Here is a 19919-nt window from a genome sequence, read left to right as displayed (position 1 = left end):
CTGTTTAATTTAAACTTTCAAAAGCAGTGATCCTGCCTTCTATGGCAGCTTTAGCTGCTGTAAGCGGGCTTGCAAGAATGGTTCTGGAACCTTGTCCCTGCCTGCCTTCAAAGTTTCTGTTTGATGTGGATACACAATATTCTCCTTCCGGAATCTTATCATCATTCATGGCCAGACAAGCTGAACATCCGGGTTGACGAATCTGAAATCCAGCCTCATTGAAAATTTTATCCAATCCTTCTTCATAGATCTGTTTTACCACCTGCTGAGAACCCGGAACAATTAATGCCTGTACTGTTTCAGATTTGCTTTTTCCTTTGATATATTGAGCTGCAGAACGGAAATCCTCTATCCTTGCATTGGTACAGCTTCCGATGAATACATAACTGACCTTAATATGGGAAGGAGCCTGCCCTGCCTTTAGTCCCATATAGCGTAACGCTTTTTCTTCCGACTCATTCTGAGGAACAGGAATAAGCTCACGGATTGAGATCCCCATTCCGGGATTCGTTCCATACGTAATCATTGGATAGATTTCTGAAGCTTCAAATGTCAGTTCTTTATCAAAAACAGCTTCTTCATCTGTTTTTAAACCTCTCCAATACGCTACTTTTTCTTGCCATTCTTCACCTTCCGGAGCAAAAACCTTTCCTTTTATATACTCAAAGGTAGTTTCATCAGGGGCAATCATTCCTCCTCTGGCCCCCATTTCAATGCTCATATTGCAAACAGTCATTCTTCCCTCCATAGACATTTCTTCAAATACGTTTCCGGCATATTCACAGAAATATCCTGTTCCCCCATCTGTTCCTATTTTTGAAATAATATAAAGAATCACATCTTTAGGCTGAACATTTTCATTCAATCTTCCGTTTACGGTAATTCTCATCGATTTGGGCTTGTTAAGCAGCAGACATTGACTTGCAAAAACCTGGGCAACCTGGCTTGTTCCTATTCCAAAAGCAATAGCGCCAAAAGCACCATGCGTGGAAGTATGGCTGTCTCCGCAAACAATACTCATCCCCGGCTGGGTAATTCCCAATTCGGGGGCAATGATGTGAACAATTCCCTGGTATTCATGTCCAAGACCGAACAGTTTTATATTATTTTTCTCGCAATTTTCGGTAAGCTGCTGAACCTGGTTTCTGGACAATTCATCCCGTATCGGCTCTTCCTGATGAAGAGTGGGTACGTTGTGGTCCGCGGTTGCTACAATCTGTTCCGGCCGGAAAACTTCAAGATTTCTGGATTCCAGTTCTGCAAAAGCCTGAGGGCTGGTTACTTCATGAATAAGGTGTTTGTCAATATAAATAATCTGAGGTCCGTTCGGAATGGTTTCCACCACGTGGGCATCCCAAACTTTATCAAAAAGTGTCTTTTTATCGTTCTTCATTTTTATTTTATCTTGATTTTAAATCAAACCTATCCTATTTTTCGGTTGAAAGTCTCTATAATCCGGCTTAAATCGTCATTACCAATCTCTTTTTTAAGATCTGCCACTTTTAAAAACTCCTGATACAGATAATCGAGTTCATTTTTAGTGACATCAAAGCCAATATGCTTAAAACGGTAAGCCAATGCCGAACGTCCGCTTCTTGCTGTAAGAATAATAGAAGATGTACTCACTCCTACTTCCTCAGGATCAATGATTTCGTAAGTTTCTCTGTTTTTGATCACGCCGTCCTGGTGAATTCCTGAGCTGTGGGCAAATGCATTAGCTCCCACAATGGCTTTATTGGGCTGTACAGACATGCCCATAAGGTCCGAAACCATCAGGCTCATCTCATTCAGCATTCTGGAGTTGACATCGGTATGAAGATTAAGATCTTTATGCTGTTTTAAAATCATCACCACTTCTTCCAAAGCCGTATTTCCTGCTCTTTCTCCCAATCCGTTGATTGTACATTCTATCTGACGTGCTCCGTTCATTACTCCGGCAATAGAATTAGCAGTAGCCAATCCTAGGTCATTGTGACAATGGCATGACAACACTGCCTTTTCAATTCCTTTTACATTTTCACGCAAATATTTTATTTTCTGACCATATTCTTCAGGCAGACAATACCCTGTTGTATCAGGAATATTCAAAACCGTAGCCCCAGCCTTGATCACAGCTTCACATACCTGGGCCAGATATTCGTTATCGGTTCTCCCGGCGTCTTCTGCATAAAATTCAACATCTTCCACATAAGTTTTAGCATATCTTACCGCTTCAGCAGCACGTTCCAGAATATCTTCTTTTGTGGAGTTGAATTTATATCTGATATGAGATTCGGAAGTTCCGATTCCCGTATGGATTCTCGGTCTTTTAGCAAATTTCAGTGCTTCAGCTGCCACCTCAATGTCTTTTTTATTGGCTCTAGTGAGTCCACATACTTTAGCATTTTTTACGAGTTTTGAAATTTCTGAAACAGATTCAAAATCTCCGGGACTGGAAATTGGAAACCCCGCTTCAATGATATCAATCCCTAGCTTATCAAGCCTTTCAGCAATAATCAGTTTCTGTTCCGTATTCAGTTTACACCCCGGAACCTGCTCCCCATCTCTCAGTGTGGTATCAAAAATTTCAATTTTTTCGGAATTCATAAATGAAGTTTTTTACTTAATTTTGGTTCAAAACTACAGCTTGAAATATTTTCAGACGTTTATATTTTGTAAAAACTACAATACTCAATAATGAAACAAACAAGTGTATGTATTTGATAATTAAAGTTTTAAATTATAAAAATTTACAATGGCAGAATTGCAGAAAGATTTCTTGTTTGTCCTGGTAAAGTCATTGACCACCTCCGAAAAACGTCAGTTTAAGTTGTATGTCAACCGTCTCGGTATTAATGTAGATGCCAAATTTCTTCTTTTATTTTCAGAAATGGATAAGATGAAAGAGTACGATGAAAGCATTATCATCGAGAAAAAAATTTCAACGAAACAGCAGCTTTCCAATCTGAAGGCTCACCTTTACAAACAGATCCTCGTGAGTCTCCGCATGAACCCCAGCCACCAGAACTATAGAATTCAGCTCAGGGAACAGCTTGATTTTGCCAATATTCTCTATCAGAAAGGGCTTTATAAACAAGCCTTGAAAATACTGGACAAAACGAAGCAAACTGCCCTGGAACTGGATGAAAAAAGCATAGCTTCAGAAATCATAGACCTTGAAAAAGTGATTGAATCTCAATTTATTACAAGGAGTATTGAAGGACGTGCCGACGAGCTCATCCGGCAGTCTCAGGAAATAAGCAGGCAGAATCGTTATACAACAAAATTATCCAATCTTTCACTGAAACTGTACAGTGAAATGCTTACTCATGGCTATGTAAAAAATGATACGGACAGGAAGGAGGTTCTTGAATTTTTCAATTCCCAGATCAAAAACATCAGCCTTGAAAAACTGAATTTCACTGAAAAACTCTGGTACTTTAAAGCGCATGTCTGGAAAAATCAGCTTTTACAGGATTATAAATACACCTTGAAGTATGCCTATCAATGGGTAGATTTATTTCATAAAACCCCTGAAATGATCTATAGCCATCCAGTCTGGTATATTAAAGGAAATACGTATCTGCTTAAAATTCTGTTTCTCTATGGAAATATAGACATCCTGGAAGAACATTTTAAAAGCTTTAACAGAATGGTCAATGCTGAAAACTTCGCCCAAAACGAAAATCTTCAGTCCCTTATTTTCCTGACTCACTATAATACGCTGATGAATATTCACTTTGTAAAGGGCGAGTTTTTCACCGGGACCAAACTTATTCCTGAGATTGAATTAAAAATGGATAAACTTAGAGAAAGAATTGATGAACATCACTTTATGATTCTTTATCTTAAGATGGCAGCGATGTTTTTTGGAAGTAAAATGTTTAAAAAATCCATTGATTACGCTATGAGGGTAATAGAATCAAAAGGAAATGTGCAGGAAGATTTATTATTCCACACCCGGATTCTAATACTGATGGCCAAACATGAATCAGGAAATGATGAAGACTATGATGAATTTATTGCTTCCACATCTAAATTTGCCAGAAAAATGAAGAAACCTGAAGTTTTCCATTTTGAAAGCATTGAATTTTTTAAAAATCTGAATAATCAGGTTTTAGATCAACAGCAAAAAGCTTTTAAAGCTTTTGATAAAAAACTGGAAGCGTTTTCTAACAACGAGTATTACAGAAGGTCATTATTTTACATTGATATTCACGGATGGATAAAATCTAAAGTTCAGCATGTAGATGTCATTGAGATTATTAAGCAAAAAGTGAAATACAAAAGGAAAAACCAGTAGAATAAATGGTATAGACAGCTTTATGAAGACAATCTTTGAGAGTTTGGATTCCAATCTGCGAAAAAATATAACCACAAAGTCACAAAAGATTTAGACACTTAAGATTCTGATTGTACTTACTTAAGTGAGCTAAAGTGTTTAAAAAATATGCAGTCTTTAAAACGGCATATTTGTCATCACAGGAATCTAAGCATAGCTATTATTTACGTTTTGTAAAGCTAATTTTAAGTAGCTGGATTCCTGCGGAATGACAATTTTTGCAGGTATTATCTTATTCAATTAGAGTAACAGTACTTGTCATTCCGCAGGAATCCAGACATAATAAAAATCTGCCCAATCTGCGAAAAAAATATAACCACAAAGTCACAAAAGATTTAGACACCTAAGATTTTTTTAGTTAATATCAAACTGCTGAGAAGTACACATGAGTTTTATGAAAATCTTTGATTTTCTTCTAAAGTGAACTTACTTGTATTCAGTAATTTTTGTACTTACTTAAGTGGGCTAAAGTGCTTAAAAAATATGCAGTCTTTAGAACAACATATTTGTCATTCCGCAGGAATCCAGGCATAATAAAAATCTGCCCAATCTGTGAAAGAAATATAACCGCAAAGTCACAAAAGATTTAGACACCTAAGATTTTTTTAGTTAATATCAAACTGCTGAGAAGTACACATGAGTTTTATGAAAATCTTTGATTTTCTTCTAAAGTGAACTTACTTGTATTCAGTAATTTTTGTACTTACTTAAGTGAGCTAAAGTGTTTAAAAAATATGCAGTCTTTAAAACGGCATATTTGTCATCACAGGAATCTGAGCATAGCTATTATTTACGTTTTGTAAAGCTAATTTTAAGTAGCTGGATTCCTACGGAATGACAATTTTTGCAGGTATTATCTTATTCAATTAGAGTAACAGTACTTGTCATTCCGCAGGAATCCAGGCATAATAAAAATCTGCCCAATCTGCGAAAGAAATATAACCACAAAGTCACAAAAGATTTAGACACCTAAGATTTTTTTAGTTAATATCAAACTGCTGAGAAGTACACATGAGTTTTATGAAAATCTTTGATTTTCTTCTAAAGTGAACTTACTTGTATTCAGTAATTTTTGTACTTACTTAAGTGGGCTAAAGTGCTTAAAAAATATGCAGTCTTTAGAACAACATATTTGTCATTCCGCAGGAATCCAGGCATAATAAAAATCTGCCCAATCTGCGAAAAAAATATAACCACAAAGTCACAAAAGATTTAGACACTTAAGAGTTTTTTTAGTTAATATCAAACTGCTGAGAAGTACATATGAGTTTTATGAAAATCTTTGATTTTCTTCTAAAGTGAACTTACTTCTATTCAGTAGTTTTTGTACTTACTTAAGTGGGCTAAAGTGCTTAAAAAATATGCAGTCTTTAGAACAACATACTTGTCATTCCGCAGGAATCCAGGCATAATAAAAATCTGCCCAATCTGCGAAAAAAATATAACCACAAAGTCACAAAAGATTTAGACACTTAAGAGTTTTTTTTAGTTAATATCAGACTGCTGAGAAATACACATGAGTTTTATGAAAATTTTTGATTTTATTCTAAAGTGAACTTACTTGTATTCAGTAGTTTTTGTACTTACTTAAGTGAGCTAAAGTGTTTAAAAAATATGCAGTCTTTAGAACGGCATATTTGTCATCATAGGAATCTGAGCATAGCTATTATTTACGTTTTGTAAAGCTAATTTTAAGTAGCTAGATTCCTGCGGAATGACAATTTTTGCAGGCATTATCTTATTCAATTAGAGTAACAGTACTTGTCATTCCGCAGGAATCCAGGCATAATAAAAATCTGCTCAATCTGCGAAAAAATATAACCACAAAGTCACAAAAGATTTAGACACTTAAGAGTTTTTTTTAGTTAATATCAAACTGCTGAGAAGTACACATGAGTTTTATGAAAATTTTTGATTTTCTTCTAAAGTGAACTTACTTGTATTCAGTAGTTTTTGTACTTACTTAAATGAGCTAAGTGTTTAAAAAAATGCAGTCTTTAAAACGGCATATTTGTCATCCGAAGGAATCTAAACATAGCAGGCATTACGTTTTGTGAAGAGTTGTAATCATTTAAAAACTATATCCAAGTGGTACGAAATAATTAATCCATGTTATTTAGTTAAAGCAGGATTATTTATACATACTTTCTATAAAATGTAAAGCATTATTATGGCTTATTTTTTCTACCAATCCGGCAGAGAATCTTTCTTCAATTTCTTTATTGATGGATGGATATACTGAAGCATTAGAATGTTCAGGAAAGAAAAACGGGTGGCGGGGTGTATCCGGATGATCTTTCCAATAGAAATAGTCTGCTCCATAAGCAATACTGTTTGCTCCGCCAAGATCAAGCCCATATTGAATGTGTTCATATAATCTTTCCGGCTGTTCCAGATCCACATAATCTTTGATAAAGTTAAGCCCAATAAGTCCTTTTCTTCTGATCACTTCTTTAGCCAGTTCATCGGGAAGATTTCTTTTATTCTCATAAATACTTCTGTAGTTGGAATGGCTTGCCAGGATAGGAATGGAATAATTCTTCTGATCTATATAGGTAAAAATGTCATAAGCCAGCTGATCGCTTGTGTGGGCCAGATCTATTGCAATTTTTCTGTCAGCAATATAGTCGATTAAAACTTTTCCATCTTCTTTTAGCCCTGCTTCTGCATTGTTTCCCCCTCCAAAACGGTTTTCTGAATGGTGAGTAATCCCTATATACAATATTTTCTGTGCATTTTGGATCATATTTTCAAGCTTTTTAAACCCGGAATCCAGGCTTTCATTTTCATCACAGAAAGCGGATGCATTTTCAATGGAAGCGATAACTCCTATCCGATCTTTATTTTCAGACGATTGATAATTGTTATTATTAAAAAGGAAAAAGTTCTCATTTTTAATGAGCTCCGAAAACAACTGACTCTGCTGTAATCCATAACCAGTACTGCCTGCTCCGGTTCCGGCATATATGGCCATCACCTGAAGTTTTACATTTCCCTGCTTCAGATAAGGCAGTGAACAGCCAATTTCCTTATCATCAAGGCTCACATTTGAATTGAGCAGATAATACAACAGATCACAGTGCAGATCGATATTTATAGTATTCATAGTAGAAATTTATATCTTGATTTTCATGTATTCATTGTGAGGACTAATACCCCATCCTTCTTTTTCTTATTTCCGGACCTTTAAAAATACTATTAATAATCACCAGGAAGTCATATTTTAAATGAGTTCGCAACATTTACATTATCTATTATGTTAATAGGTTTATTAAAAATATTTTTGCAGGCAAAAAAGCTCAATATACCGTTTACAGGCATGAAACAGCAGAATTTCTCCCAAAGAACTGCTGAAAGTAAAACTAAGACATCCAAAACGGCTGAAATCTTTTTACATTTTTATATTAATTATCAATCTAAATAGGTACTGATGTAGTATTTTATCTAAAAAATGCGTATTTTTGCATCTTAAAATTTCTTAGTAAACAATGATAAAAATTACACTTCCAGACAGTAGTGTCAAAGAATTCGAGGGAGCAGTTACTCCCCTAGATGTGGCAAAATCTATAAGCGAGGGATTGGCTAGAAATACCATTTCCGCAATTGTTAATGACAAACAAGTAGAAATAACCACACCTATAACCACGGATTCTACGGTACAGCTATTGACCTGGAATGATGATCTTGGAAAGAAAGCTTTCTGGCATTCTTCTGCCCACCTTTTGGCGCAGGCTATCCTTGAGTTTTATCCTAATGCTAAGTTGACGATCGGTCCGGCTATTGAAAGCGGATTCTATTATGATGTAGATTTCGGAGATGAGAGCTTATCTGAAAAGGATTTTGAGAAGATTGAAAAGAAAGTTCTTGAAAATGCCAAGAAAGGTTCTACATTCTCTCTATACCCGGTTTCTAAAGATGAAGCTTTAAAAGCCTACGCAGACAATCCTTATAAAGTAGAATTGATCTCTAATCTTAATGATGGAGAAATCACTTTTGTGACTCATGATAACTTTACGGATCTATGTCGTGGTGGGCACATTCCTAACACAGGAATTGTAAAAGCTGTTAAGATTTTAAATGCAGCCGGCGCATACTGGAGAGGAAATGAAAAGAACCCTCAGCTGACAAGGGTATACGGAATTTCTTTCCCTAAACAGAAAGAACTTACTGAATATCTTGAAAGGTTAGAAGAAGCTAAAAGAAGAGATCACAGAAAATTAGGTAAAGAACTTGGGATTTTTGCATTTTCTGAAAAAGTAGGAGCCGGTCTTCCGTTATGGTTACCAAAAGGTACTGCTTTAAGAAGAAAATTAGAAAACTTCCTTAGTGATGCTCAGAAAAAAGGAGGTTATGAATTTGTAATGTCTCCACATATCGGGGCCAAAGAATTATATGTAACTTCGGGACACTGGGATAAATATGGCGCAGATAGCTTCCAGCCGATCAAAACGCCTAACGAAGGAGAAGAATTTTTATTAAAGCCTATGAACTGCCCGCACCACTGTGAGATTTATAAAACTTCACAATGGAGCTATAGAGATCTTCCTAAAAGATATGCAGAATTCGGAACTGTTTACAGATATGAGCAAAGTGGAGAGCTTCACGGATTGACAAGAGTTCGTGGATTTACTCAGGATGATGCTCACCTTTTCTGTACTCCGGATCAGCTTTCTGAAGAATTTGAAAAAGTAATTGATTTAACTCTTTATGTATTTAAATCTTTAGGATTTGAAGATTTTGTAACCCAGGTTTCATTAAGAGATCCTGAGAACAAAGAGAAATATATCGGTTCTGATGAGAACTGGGAAAAGGCAGAAAATGCCATCATCAATGCTGCTCAGAAAAAAGGACTTAAAACTGTTGTTGAATATGGTGAGGCAGCATTCTATGGTCCTAAACTTGACTTCATGGTTAAAGATGCTTTAGGAAGAAAATGGCAGCTGGGAACGATCCAGGTAGATTATAACTTGCCGGAAAGATTTGACCTTCACTACATTGGAAATGATAATGAAAAGCATAGACCGGTAATGATTCACAGAGCTCCTTTCGGTTCTATGGAACGTTTTATTGCGATTTTATTAGAAAATACTGCAGGAGACTTCCCGTTATGGCTAAGCCCTGATCAGTTTATTATTCTACCAATCAGTGAAAAGTATGTAGATTATGCAAAAAAAGTTTCACAATTTTTGGAAAATCACGATATTAGCGGTCAGATTGACGACAGAAATGAGAAGACGGGCAAAAAGATCCGTGATGCTGAATTGAAAAAGATCCCATTCATGCTTGTTATAGGAGAGAATGAAGAAAATGAAGGTACAATTTCTGTAAGAAGACGTGGTGAAGGAGATCTTGGAGTAATGAAAATGGAAGATTTCGTTTCTTACTTCAAAAAAGAAGCCGCAATATAAATTTAAAATTAAAAGATGGAAGGATTCAAAAATAAATGGGGTCTTTCAGTTTTTAAATATTTAAATCAATTAAATTAAGTAATTAACCAATAAAATTATAATACAATAGCACAAAGATTTAACAACAGGGGCCCACAAAGACGTCCTGTACAAGAGGACTTACACTTAATCAACGATAAAATTCGTGTGAGAGAGCTTCGTTTGGTGGGCGATAACGTAGAGCCGGGAATTTATCCAATTGACAAAGCAAGACAAATTGCTGCGGAACAGGAATTGGATTTAGTAGTAATTTCTGATAAGGCTGAACCTTTCATTGCAAGAATATTAGAATACAAGAAGTTTCTATATGAGCAAAAGAAAAAACAAAAGGAACTAAAAGCTAAGCAAGTAAAAGTAGTTGTGAAAGAAATCCGTTTTGGACCACAGACGGATGATCACGATTATGAATTTAAGAAAAAGCATGCTGAAAAGTTTCTTGAAGAAGGTTCAAAATTGAAAACCTACGTATTTTTTAAAGGACGTTCGATTATCTTTAAGGATCAGGGAGAAATCTTACTTTTAAAACTTGCCCAGGAACTGGAGCATGTTGGTAAAGTAGATCAGTTACCTAAGCTTGAAGGAAAAAGGATGATTATGATGATGAGTCCTAAAAAACCAGCAAAATAATTAAGTCATTTATCTTAATATAAAAACCTCAAATTACTTTGAGGTTTTTTTTATAGTAAAGTTTTCAGGGATAAGTTTTATGAGATATAGAAAAAGGCAGCTGATCGGGATCAATCGTCAAAGTTGGGAAAGCTCATGCAATTTAAATTTCACGGTATTTGATGCTGTATTTTTTAATGATCCAAAGGTAAAAATCAATCCCATTGATTCTTTGTCAGCATATGCATAACTGTATAGCTTTCTTACGAATAAAATGATCCTATATTATTTTGTGTTTTTATACCAGTAAATCATTTTAAAGGTAAGTTTTTGAATCACTAAAGATTCTCCCCCAACTTTTAAGACTGATCCGTTGATCCACTGCTCATCTCAAAATAAATTGATGTGGTTTTATTATCCTTCAAAATCACCACAGTCATGTTCTTTGAAAAGTGGCAATGCTTTTTTGGTGGTAAAATACCTGGATACTCTTTTATTATTTAATTCCAGCTTTTTACCTTCTATAACCAGTTCGTAAACTGGGGCTTTATCTATTTGCATTATAGTATAAGTTCTTTCAGGTGTTTTTAAAACGGTTTTATTTCCTTCATTAGAGAATGAGAACCCATCAATTTTAAAAGTATCGTTTTCATCACAGATATTGGTCCATATCATTTTATTCTTTGTTACAGATAAGCTTGCTAAGTCACATGAATAACAGTTGCCGGAGAATTCTATACCATATTTTTCATGCACATTTGTACTTTTGCTATTCAGTACATCAATAGGAACTAACGCTGAAAAATCACTTGGCATATCTTGTTGTGATATGGTATCCTTTACCGGAACAGATGTAGGAACTGTAGTTACTTTTACCTCCGTAGAATCTGCTTTTTTAGCCCCTTTTTTTTCTGTAGCAGGTGAGCAAGAAACGAACAAAGCTATCACCATTGAGCAGTTGATTATTATATTTTTCATCTATATAAAATAATTTGCAACACTTAAATTTATCTTTTGTAAAATTGTTTAAAATATACCATTCAATATATCCCTGCTTTCAGCCATTTATTCCCTGTATTAAGCGGTTTTGTTGGCCGCCACCCTGAATACTGATACCTTTGGCTGAAAAATATAGAAAATGAAACTCTTATCTCAATTCTTTATATCCTCTATGGTTGTTGTTTTTGTGGGATGTAATCCACAGAATAAAACATCGGAAACGCATAAACCGGAAGCTGAAGTTACACAGAAAAACATAACATTTGCTGATTTTAAAAAGATAAAAGGTGTAGATAATGTACAGGATGTGCCCTTTCAATTATTTACCAGGCTGGATTCTGTAAGGTTTTTTATAGCTCCGGATAAAGATGCAGCACATTTGAAAATAGCTTACAATAAACTGGATAATTATTATGGATTTGAAGAGTTTGATGACTTCTACTCTATTCATTACAGCATTAATAATACTATTTCGAACAGCATTGAAGCTTTTGTTTTGAAATCAGAATTCACTGCAGGATTTGACTTGACTTTACAAGGTGTTGATCTTTATGAGATCAGAAGCAGTGTATTTAAAAAGTCTCAGGATGTAAAAAATAAATCGTTCAGTACATATGGTACCATAGCAGAAGTCTCTGAAGAGGAATTTAAAACAGCCTCTAACAAACGAATCGATGAAGTTTTAATAAAAGATCCACATGTAATCCTGGAAGGTAATAAATGGCTATACATCAATAGCACAACAGAAAAAAAACTGATTACACAACATGAGAATGTATCTACAGAAGACGGACTCTTATCCTATGAATATATAGGAGTATCCCCTTACCTGTATTTACAGGTTTTCAAAGAAAGCTCAATGGGGACTTCAGATACGTATTATTCTTTTTATAATGTAAAATCTTCAGTTAATTTTCAACTCTTTACAGCGGGTTATCCGCAGGTTCTTCCCAATAAAGACTGGATTTCCTATATTGTTTCAAACAATGATGTGGGAAGTGATTTTGCAATCAGTAAATATGTGAAACAAAGTTATAATCTTGAAGACCTTTTGTATGTCAACTTTACTAAGTTCAAAATAGCCGATGGCACAAAAGCTTTTTGGGCGGATGATGAAACCTTTTATGCCGAAGTTTATCCGCTTAATTCAGCTTCTGCTAGCGGTAAAAAGCAAAAAGCGGCTTTCATAAAAATTCAGCTGAAGGCTAACCTGCTTTAAATGAAAAAAAATATTATAACTCCTATAGCAATTGGCCCCGTTAGGAAAGGAATGAGATAAAAACCCCTGAAACCAGCCAGTGTTTATGGAGGTAAAGTACAATATCTTTGCAGCAGTTATTTAAAGATATACAATGAAAAAAATAAGTTTAACCCTCCTTTTTTCTTTACTAAGCTTAATGACTTTTGCACAATCGTTAAAAGTAGTTATTAAACAGGACGGAAAAGTAATTGAACCGGTCAATGATGTTTATGATCTGAAAAAGTCACCTTTTATATTTGAGTTTGCCGCTACCAATCTTGAAGGTTTTTTAGTGGGAGCAACGACCAATAAGGATATTTATGCGGAAGCTCTGGGACTTTTCAATACTGAGGTTCCCTGGTTTCAAAATACAGGTATGGCAGAGGAACTGTATAACAAGGACAAAGAACTATTTTTAATGGATGAGGCGCCATCCTATTGGTATTATACAGATGCAAAAGATCACAGATTCGATAAAAATCCTAAAGGAAACGTAAAACAATGGACAGCTACGCGTACTATTACGAGGTTTTATGACATCATGGAGGATCAGCCTGTTAATTTAAAAGATTTTGACGGAAGTGCTTATGTATTCGTGTATGAGCCTGTATATAACGATGAGTACGATTTAATAGGAAAGAAAAATCTGTTCCAGGCTGTGCTGAGATTCAAAGATTAATAATTGAACACCTAATTTTAAATTTATATAGAAAAGGTCTGCTTTTACGATGTAAGCAGACCTTTTTGCTGGTATGAATATGAATCAGTTTCAAAAAATTGAATGCAGATTATTTACGCTGAATTTATAGACGCAAAGGTTTAATTTCTAGTACCGTATTATTTTAAGGAAGCAAAGCAGTGAATCAATTTTATTGATTCATTTTAAGCGAACGTTTAGCCAACAGCTTTGCTACCCTTTTAGAATATATTATTCGATGATCAAACCGTGTTCTATGGCCAGTTTAAATGACTGAACTAAGATTAGTTTTGATAAGATTTTTTCGGTGCTTTCTGTGTCCTTTCCAACCCTGCTACAGCCAACGTGTTAGTTTTTAAACCTGAAAGTACTTCTCTCATTTTCTTTCGTCGGTTGATAAAATAGCATACCCATAATTATCTGACCACCCAGATTGTAAAGGAAGTAATTTTCGGGTATGTGCTTCTCTTAGCATACCAACTTTTTCTAAAACACTTATAGAGCCAATATTTTCAATGGCACAACCCGCTTCTATCCTATGAAGTTTCAAATTTTCAAAACCGAAATCCAGTATTTTATTTAGACTTTCTGTTGCAAACCCTTGATTCCAAAATTTATAATGGAGCTGAAACCAAACTTCAGCGTTTTTATAATGTTCTTTCCCCAAATTAATTCCAATTAATCCAATAAATGTATCTTCATTAATCAAATTAATGCCGAATGTGAATTTTTTGGCTTTTTCTTTATTGTTTTCCATCATCCATTTTTTAACCATTTCTTCAGTTTCCTGAATGTCTTTTGGAACTTCTGAAGTATTAAACCGCGACGTTTCTTCTAAGGATTGCAATTCGAAAATGTTTTCAATATCGTTTGCTGAGATAAGACTTAAATGTAATCTTTCTGTTCGTAAATTTATATTCATTTTTGTTTTATAATGTTCTGTCTTAAATTGATTTTGATGAAACTTACCTAAAATATTCACTTTTCTTAATGGCTTAAATTCATCTTATTTTGTTGACGCAAAGATTTTATTTTTAGTGACTTATTATTTTAAGTAAGCTAAGCAATGAATCAATTGAAATTGATTCTGACGAAGTGAAAACCTAGTATCTGCTTTATCAGAAGTATTTATTCATAACATTTTCCAATATCACCTGTGAAATCTGTGTAATCAGTGGGAGCTAAAAACAAACTCCTGGCTCTTATGTATTATTCGATAATCAATCCGTATTCTATGGCCAGTTTAATGGCTGAACTAAGATTAGAGGTCTGAAATTTTTCAATAAGATTCTTCCGGTGACTTTCTACGGTGTGCGGGCTTATAAAAAGCTTTTCAGCCATTTGATTGGTCGTAAGGCCTTTTGCTGCTTCGGCTAAGATTTCCTTTTCTCTTCGTGTTAGTTTTGGCACCTGATGCAATCCATCTGATGATTTCTTCTCCAAAACAGACTTGGTTTGTGAGCATAAAAATCGGTCACCGGCATATACGGTATTGATACCTTCCAGAATTTCAGAAACTGACGCATTTTTCTGAATGTATCCCAAAGCGCCTTCCGCTAAAGTACTGTTGATTACCGGCAGTTCATTATGAACGCTAAGCATAATAATCTGGAGGGTCCCATACTTTTTCTTTAAAGGTTTTATAAGTTCAATACTGTTGACATCTACCAGATTGATGTCCAGCAACAAAATATCGACAGCTTGTTTTGCCAGGCCTGCATTCATTTCTGAAACGCTTTTGAAACAATCTACAACATCTATCGTATCGCTGTTTCCTAAAATATTTTTCAGTCCTTCCAATAGAAGTGGATGATCATCTGTTATGGCTACTTTTATCATGTGTAATGAATAGGAATTTGAAGTTCTATACTGGTCCCAATATTTTGTTCGGAGATGATGTTCATCGTTCCTTTTAAAAACTGGACTCTTGATTCTATATTATGAAAACCTGCTGTTTTTCTTACGTCTAAGTTTGTAGGGTCAAAACCTTTACCGTTGTCTTCTACTGTAAGATTTAATACATTTTCTTCTTCACTGATCTGAATAATAATTTCGGAAGTATAGGCATGTTTTATGGCATTGTTGACCAATTCCTGAATGATTCTGTATAGGATCAGCTGCTTTTCTTCTGCTATTGAATTGGTGTAACTGATAAATTCGGTATGGATATCTAATGAAGTATTGGACATGCGGGAAGCAAACTCCTGAATGGCTACTTCCAATCCGTATTTCATTAATAAATCAGGCATTAAATTATGCGCTACCCGTCTCAGCTCTTCTACAGCACCATCAATCTGGGTAATAGATTTTGAAATTTCTTTTTCTATGCTTTCGGATTGGTGAGGGTCTAAAGAAGATAGCTGAAGTTTGGTTCCTGAAAGCAGGCCACCCAATCCATCATGAAGATCACGGGCTAAGCGGCCACGTTCCTGTTCCTGCCCTTCCAACAATGCCGTAAGTGTGGATATTTTTGAATTTTGTTTCTCTTTTTCCATAGCTAAGGCATGCAATTCGTCTCTTTGCTTCATCGACTTTGCACGCTGCTTATAGGCATAAAGCAATAAAATAATCAAAACGATGAAAATGAAAATAAAAACAATGTAGTAGGTATTGATCTTTTCCTTGAATGTCAACAGTTTTTTAAAGTTGCTGATATCCTTGTTCTTTTGTTCGGTTTCTAACTTTGCCAACCGAAGCTGCTGTTCTTTTTTTTCCGATTCCAATTCTGAAAATTTCAGTCGCTCGCGTTGATTTTCCTCCACTAATTTTAAGTTGTTGTACACCTGTTCACGTTGTGCCCGCAATATATTGATCAACTTAATCTGCTGTGCTTTTTTATCGCTTTCCAGCTGTAGCTTTATATACTTCTGTTCCTGTCGTTCTTTGTCAAACTGAGATTCCAGTCTTTTGGTGATATCCAGCTTTTCCTGATCATAAACACTTTTGTATTTATTCACATAACTTTTATAGTAAGTCAGCGCTTCTTTGTAATTGCCCTGCTCTTCGCTAAGCTGAGATAGGGATTCAAGGATAGATAATTCTATATTATGATCTCTAACCGGGCTTTTCCCAATTTCCATAGAAGCTTTTAGAAAGTAAGACTTTGCTAAATCATAATCCTTATCCTGTACAGCCAGCTCCGCCAAAATCCCAAATGAAGAAGCGATATGAATGGCGTCACCGGTTTCCAGACTCACCTTATTCGCTAATCGGGCATATTGCATCGCCTTATCTCTATTAAAACCAGTATACAAATTGGCTAAATTGATAGCTGCATAGGAAAGATTAGTCTTGTTGAGCATAGCCTCTTTACTTTTGTTGAAAGTCTTAATAGTCTGCAAATAATACTGCTCAGCCCTATTTCTCAACTCTACATTCGATGGATTTTGTCCGTATTTTTGTTCATAGACGTAGCCCATCCGCATATATGCATCAAAGATAAGATTAGGGTCATTTTGCTTGGATGCCAACAACAAAAACTGCTTACTGTATTTTTCTTCCAGTTGGTATTCATTGAGGTTGGAGTAAATAGTGGACAACTCTTTAACGACGGTAGCAAATCTTCCGTACAGTGTAGAAGTTGTTGGTGAATTTTCATAATAGTCAATAGCTTTCAGATAAGCGGCAGCAGCATCAGTCGTTTTATTATTACGGATCAGAATCCAGCCCTTTGCATACTGAAAGTACCCTTTAGCTTCGTTACTGTTTGTTTTTAAGCTATACACCCTTGCCATGTCGAGACTTTTTAAAGCTTCAGTTCCTTTACTGTCAAGCCGGTAATTCATAGCCTGAACAGCATACAAAATGGTGGCGTATTTCCCGTCCGTTTGTTTTGCTGCGATAGGAATGCTGGTTTCTAAAATCTGGTAGGATTTTGATTTTAAGTTATGTAAAAATAGGGCTTTAGCATATTTTGGAGCCAGATCCAGCTGCTCTATGGTTTTGTACGAAGCATTGTTATACTCCTTCTCTAATTGGCTGACAACATCCTGTGCCTGAGCAAAAAAAGAACAAATAAGCAAAGTGAATATAAATAACAACCTGTACATCAAACCCTTATCTCTATTGAATTGTATTATAGTAAAGAACGTAAATATAGGCAAAATACCTGCTAGTCTATTTCGAAACCATGTTGTTCAGCAAAAGATTTCCACTTCTGAAATTTCTTATCATTTTTAAATGCCGGATCTTCACCATAGTAATACACCAGACGTTGGGCAGCATATTCGTAAGCGCTGTAAGCATTAGCCTGTTCGTAGTATTTAATGGCTTTCTTCAAATCTGATTTTACTCCCATACCATGTTCGTAGATAATGCCGTAATAGATCCCTGAATAAGACTGATCATAATCTTTCTTCAGGTAAACCAGAAGATTTTTATAATCTCTTAACTGATAATAGATTTCTGAAATTTTATCGTAATTGTAGTAGTATTTTTTCTCGGCCTTTTGATAAAAATCCAGTGCTTTATCATAATCCTGTATTACATGCTCCCCGAAATAATACAGATCCCCTAAATTGGCAAGCGCCATTCCATCGCCAAGCTCAGCTCCTTTCTCGTAGGCCCGAATTGCTTTTTTGATATTAAAAGAATACCCTGTCCCGTTGTGATACAAAGCACCTATATTGTTCCAGGCAACAGGATGATTTTGTTGTGCTGCTTTTTCATAATACACAATGCCTTTTTGTGGGTCAAACAATGATTCAATATCAGGATCGGTGAGTAATATACCCATTTCTACCCAACTATCGATATCATCTTTTTGAGCAGACAGTTCAAACAGGCGCAACGCTTCATGGTAATCTCGATTCTCCTTTGCGTCAAAAGCCATCTTTTTAATGGTTTCAACATCCATGAACTGCTCAGAGTTATTGCCTGCCTGGTTTTTCCAACGATTATAAAAAGACGTAAAATAGTCTAAATCTTTTCCCCTAAATGAATACCGGTCCAGATAAATAGATCCATACTCGGCAATCTCTACCGGATGAATGCTTTTGTCTTCATTCATTCTCAACATATTTTCACCCTGATACAGAAACAGCAAGCCTTCATCGGCTCTATAATTCAAAGGATTAGAAATATAGTCGTATGATTCGGCTGACAATCCATTTTGGAAATCAAACAGTCGATAGCCTTCTTTCTTTTGAACCGATAAAAACCCATGATCCAGATAATGGATCTTCTTAATTTCGGAATGAGGATCAATTAACCAATGATCCTTGTCTGCATCAAAAAGACCTAATCCGTTTTGGACTTCCAGGGTAAACACATTGTTTTTATATCCAATACTTGATTCTGCCTTTACTTTGATAATACATTCATTTTCTAACAAAAACTGATGTTTTAAAGCGTGATAGATCTTCCAGTTTTTGTCTTTGCGAATCGCCAGTGCTTCAAAATTATCTATTAAAATCAGTTGATCCGCTTCGTCTATTATAAGATTGCCTTTTTCATCTATCAACCTTCCTTTTTTGTCAAATTTATTTGGCTTAATCCAGAAACAGCTACTGGCATTTAAGATACTGCCTTCTACAAAGTCGCCCAGATAATTGCCTTCTTTCGTGTAATATCTACGCTTGCTGGTTCCTTTTTGTCTGGTAAAAAACAGATCCGGAAAGTAATCATATTCATAAGGGTTTTCACTGTCAACGGGAAGAAGAAGTCTGCTTTCATCGTCATAAACTCCAAATTTCCCATCTTTTTCTACCCCTAAAAATCCATAAGCCACTCTTTCGATTGTATCATAATCAGCAGGAACAAGCCATGTGTTTGAATACACTTTTAAAATGCCAGATTTTCCATTCACTTTTACTTCACCCAAGGGTTCCTGCGCAAAATCGAACACATCGAACGCTTGTTCATACATTGGAGGAACCAGTTCTTTCCCATCACTCTGCAGGTAACCGAACAAAGTGTCTTTTTGAATCAGTGATATACCGTAATTATAGTCTGCTTCAAAAATATCATCGTATATGGCAGAAGCCAAAATAGTACCTTTTGCATCCTTCAGACCCAACTTTCCATTTTCTTCAAATACAGAAGATGCTATTTTCTTATAAGCAAGTTCTTCAAAATAACCCAGTCCATAATTAATCCAGTCGGTTTGTAAAATATCGAGAAATGAGGTGTAACCGTATTGCGAAAACAAAGAATCTAATAATGAAAGATTCTGAGTTTCTACCGCTTTTTTATACAGTTTATTTTTCTGCTGAATCTCCACCAGCCATTCTTTTGCCTGTACTTTATGCTTTTCTTCGTTCATATAGAAAACATCTGTTGCATTCAGTACGAAGGAATCATACGGCAATGCTTCCAGGAACTCAAACATTGTATTGACAGGTTCATAGTAGGCTTTTTTGTAATGCAGCTGGTAGGTATCGGCCAGTAAATTAAAGAAATAACGCAGGTGAACAATGCCCCGTTCTTTGTTAGAGTAAAACTCAACGCCTTCCACTTTGATATCTTCTGCCAACAGAGGATACAGCAGTAATGGAATTTCATAATTCCACTCACCTAGATAAGTATCGAAAGATTGATTCGTTTTCTGATCGTAATTGTATAGATAAATACGGTGTGCCATTAGTTAAAATTAGTAAATCGTAAATTTTT

13 protein-coding genes are annotated in these 19919 nt (G+C 35.4%); 5 read left to right on the top strand and 8 right to left on the bottom strand.

What is annotated here, in order from left to right; genetic code table 11:
- Nucleotides 1-4: 4 nt before the first annotated feature.
- Together leuC and MP478_RS09335 are read right to left on the bottom strand one after the other, a co-directional pair.
- Nucleotides 5-1393: a 3-isopropylmalate dehydratase large subunit gene (gene leuC, locus MP478_RS09340; RefSeq protein ID WP_230036459.1), complete on the bottom strand. Its 1389-nt coding sequence runs from the start codon at nucleotides 1391-1393 to the stop codon at nucleotides 5-7.
- 29 nt (nucleotides 1394-1422) lie between these two features.
- The gene (locus tag MP478_RS09335; protein ID WP_257200300.1) at nucleotides 1423-2586 is read right to left on the bottom strand and encodes a 2-isopropylmalate synthase; all 1164 of its coding nucleotides are present in this window, start codon (nucleotides 2584-2586) and stop codon (nucleotides 1423-1425) included.
- 148 nt (nucleotides 2587-2734) lie between these two features.
- Between MP478_RS09335 and MP478_RS09330 the strand changes: the two genes are divergently transcribed.
- Nucleotides 2735-4282 (top strand): hypothetical protein, encoded by a 1548-nt coding sequence (locus tag MP478_RS09330; protein ID WP_257200299.1) that lies wholly within the window; start codon nucleotides 2735-2737, stop codon nucleotides 4280-4282.
- 2170 nt (nucleotides 4283-6452) lie between these two features.
- Here MP478_RS09330 and MP478_RS09325 read toward each other — a convergent pair.
- On the bottom strand, nucleotides 6453-7427 hold the full coding sequence (locus MP478_RS09325) for a dipeptidase (RefSeq protein WP_257200298.1): 975 nt from the start codon (nucleotides 7425-7427) through the stop codon (nucleotides 6453-6455).
- A 382-nt stretch (nucleotides 7428-7809) separates the two neighbouring features.
- Here MP478_RS09325 and thrS point away from each other — a divergent pair, with 382 nt between their 5' ends.
- Together thrS and infC are read left to right on the top strand one after the other, a co-directional pair.
- Entirely contained in the window at nucleotides 7810-9729 is a 1920-nt protein-coding gene (thrS, locus tag MP478_RS09320) for a threonine--tRNA ligase (protein WP_257200297.1), read from the top strand.
- 105 nt (nucleotides 9730-9834) lie between these two features.
- Complete coding sequence (gene infC / locus MP478_RS09315; RefSeq protein WP_076352026.1) at nucleotides 9835-10395, top strand: translation initiation factor IF-3; 561 nt, start codon at nucleotides 9835-9837, stop codon at nucleotides 10393-10395.
- 393 nt (nucleotides 10396-10788) lie between these two features.
- On the opposite strand, the gene MP478_RS09310 is transcribed toward infC, so the two are convergent.
- The gene (locus tag MP478_RS09310; RefSeq protein WP_257200296.1) at nucleotides 10789-11352 is read right to left on the bottom strand and encodes a hypothetical protein; all 564 of its coding nucleotides are present in this window, start codon (nucleotides 11350-11352) and stop codon (nucleotides 10789-10791) included.
- Nucleotides 11353-11512: 160 nt separating this feature from the next.
- On the opposite strand from MP478_RS09310, the gene MP478_RS09305 reads away from it, so the two are divergent.
- Nucleotides 11513-12592: a resolvase gene (locus tag MP478_RS09305; protein WP_257200295.1), complete on the top strand. Its 1080-nt coding sequence runs from the start codon at nucleotides 11513-11515 to the stop codon at nucleotides 12590-12592.
- A gap of 133 nt (nucleotides 12593-12725) precedes the next feature.
- Nucleotides 12726-13292 (top strand): hypothetical protein, encoded by a 567-nt coding sequence (locus MP478_RS09300; RefSeq protein ID WP_257200294.1) that lies wholly within the window; start codon nucleotides 12726-12728, stop codon nucleotides 13290-13292.
- 394 nt (nucleotides 13293-13686) lie between these two features.
- On the opposite strand, the gene MP478_RS09295 is transcribed toward MP478_RS09300, so the two are convergent.
- The 4 genes from MP478_RS09295 to MP478_RS09280 all read right to left on the bottom strand — a co-directional run bounded on the left by MP478_RS09295 (nucleotide 13687) and on the right by MP478_RS09280 (nucleotide 19890).
- Nucleotides 13687-14292, bottom strand: coding sequence for a GNAT family N-acetyltransferase (locus tag MP478_RS09295; RefSeq protein WP_257200293.1), 606 nt, complete (start codon nucleotides 14290-14292; stop codon nucleotides 13687-13689).
- A 227-nt stretch (nucleotides 14293-14519) separates the two neighbouring features.
- On the bottom strand, nucleotides 14520-15149 hold the full coding sequence (locus MP478_RS09290; protein WP_257200292.1) for a response regulator transcription factor: 630 nt from the start codon (nucleotides 15147-15149) through the stop codon (nucleotides 14520-14522).
- Nucleotides 15146-17359 carry an ATP-binding protein gene (locus tag MP478_RS09285; protein ID WP_257200291.1) on the bottom strand — a complete coding sequence of 738 codons (2214 nt, stop codon included), beginning with the start codon at nucleotides 17357-17359 and terminating at the stop codon, nucleotides 15146-15148. The genes MP478_RS09290 and MP478_RS09285 overlap by 4 nt, the downstream gene beginning before the upstream one ends.
- A gap of 62 nt (nucleotides 17360-17421) precedes the next feature.
- On the bottom strand, nucleotides 17422-19890 hold the full coding sequence (locus MP478_RS09280) for a tetratricopeptide repeat protein (protein WP_257200290.1): 2469 nt from the start codon (nucleotides 19888-19890) through the stop codon (nucleotides 17422-17424).
- Between the last annotated feature and the right edge of the window lie 29 nt (nucleotides 19891-19919).

The organism is Chryseobacterium sp. WG14, from assembly GCF_024586945.1.
In the GTDB taxonomy this organism is placed as follows: Bacteria; Bacteroidota; Bacteroidia; order Flavobacteriales; family Weeksellaceae; genus Chryseobacterium.
The sequence above is the reverse complement of the archived record's forward strand: the minus strand, read 5'-3'. Positions and strand labels throughout refer to the sequence as shown.

What these genes read in the sequence shown, in the direction of transcription:
- leuC (WP_230036459.1), bottom strand. Translation starts at nt 1,393, where the DNA reads ATGAAGAACGATAAAAAGACACTTTTTGATAAAGTTTGGGATGCCCAC.
- MP478_RS09335 (WP_257200300.1), bottom strand. Translation starts at nt 2,586, where the DNA reads ATGAATTCCGAAAAAATTGAAATTTTTGATACCACACTGAGAGATGGG.
- MP478_RS09330 (WP_257200299.1), top strand. Translation starts at nt 2,735, where the DNA reads ATGGCAGAATTGCAGAAAGATTTCTTGTTTGTCCTGGTAAAGTCATTG.
- MP478_RS09325 (WP_257200298.1), bottom strand. Translation starts at nt 7,427, where the DNA reads ATGAATACTATAAATATCGATCTGCACTGTGATCTGTTGTATTATCTG.
- thrS (WP_257200297.1), top strand. Translation starts at nt 7,810, where the DNA reads ATGATAAAAATTACACTTCCAGACAGTAGTGTCAAAGAATTCGAGGGA.
- MP478_RS09310 (WP_257200296.1), bottom strand. Translation starts at nt 11,352, where the DNA reads ATGAAAAATATAATAATCAACTGCTCAATGGTGATAGCTTTGTTCGTT.
- MP478_RS09305 (WP_257200295.1), top strand. Translation starts at nt 11,513, where the DNA reads ATGAAACTCTTATCTCAATTCTTTATATCCTCTATGGTTGTTGTTTTT.
- MP478_RS09300 (WP_257200294.1), top strand. Translation starts at nt 12,726, where the DNA reads ATGAAAAAAATAAGTTTAACCCTCCTTTTTTCTTTACTAAGCTTAATG.
- MP478_RS09290 (WP_257200292.1), bottom strand. Translation starts at nt 15,149, where the DNA reads ATGATAAAAGTAGCCATAACAGATGATCATCCACTTCTATTGGAAGGA.
- MP478_RS09285 (WP_257200291.1), bottom strand. Translation starts at nt 17,359, where the DNA reads ATGTACAGGTTGTTATTTATATTCACTTTGCTTATTTGTTCTTTTTTT.
- MP478_RS09280 (WP_257200290.1), bottom strand. Translation starts at nt 19,890, where the DNA reads ATGGCACACCGTATTTATCTATACAATTACGATCAGAAAACGAATCAA.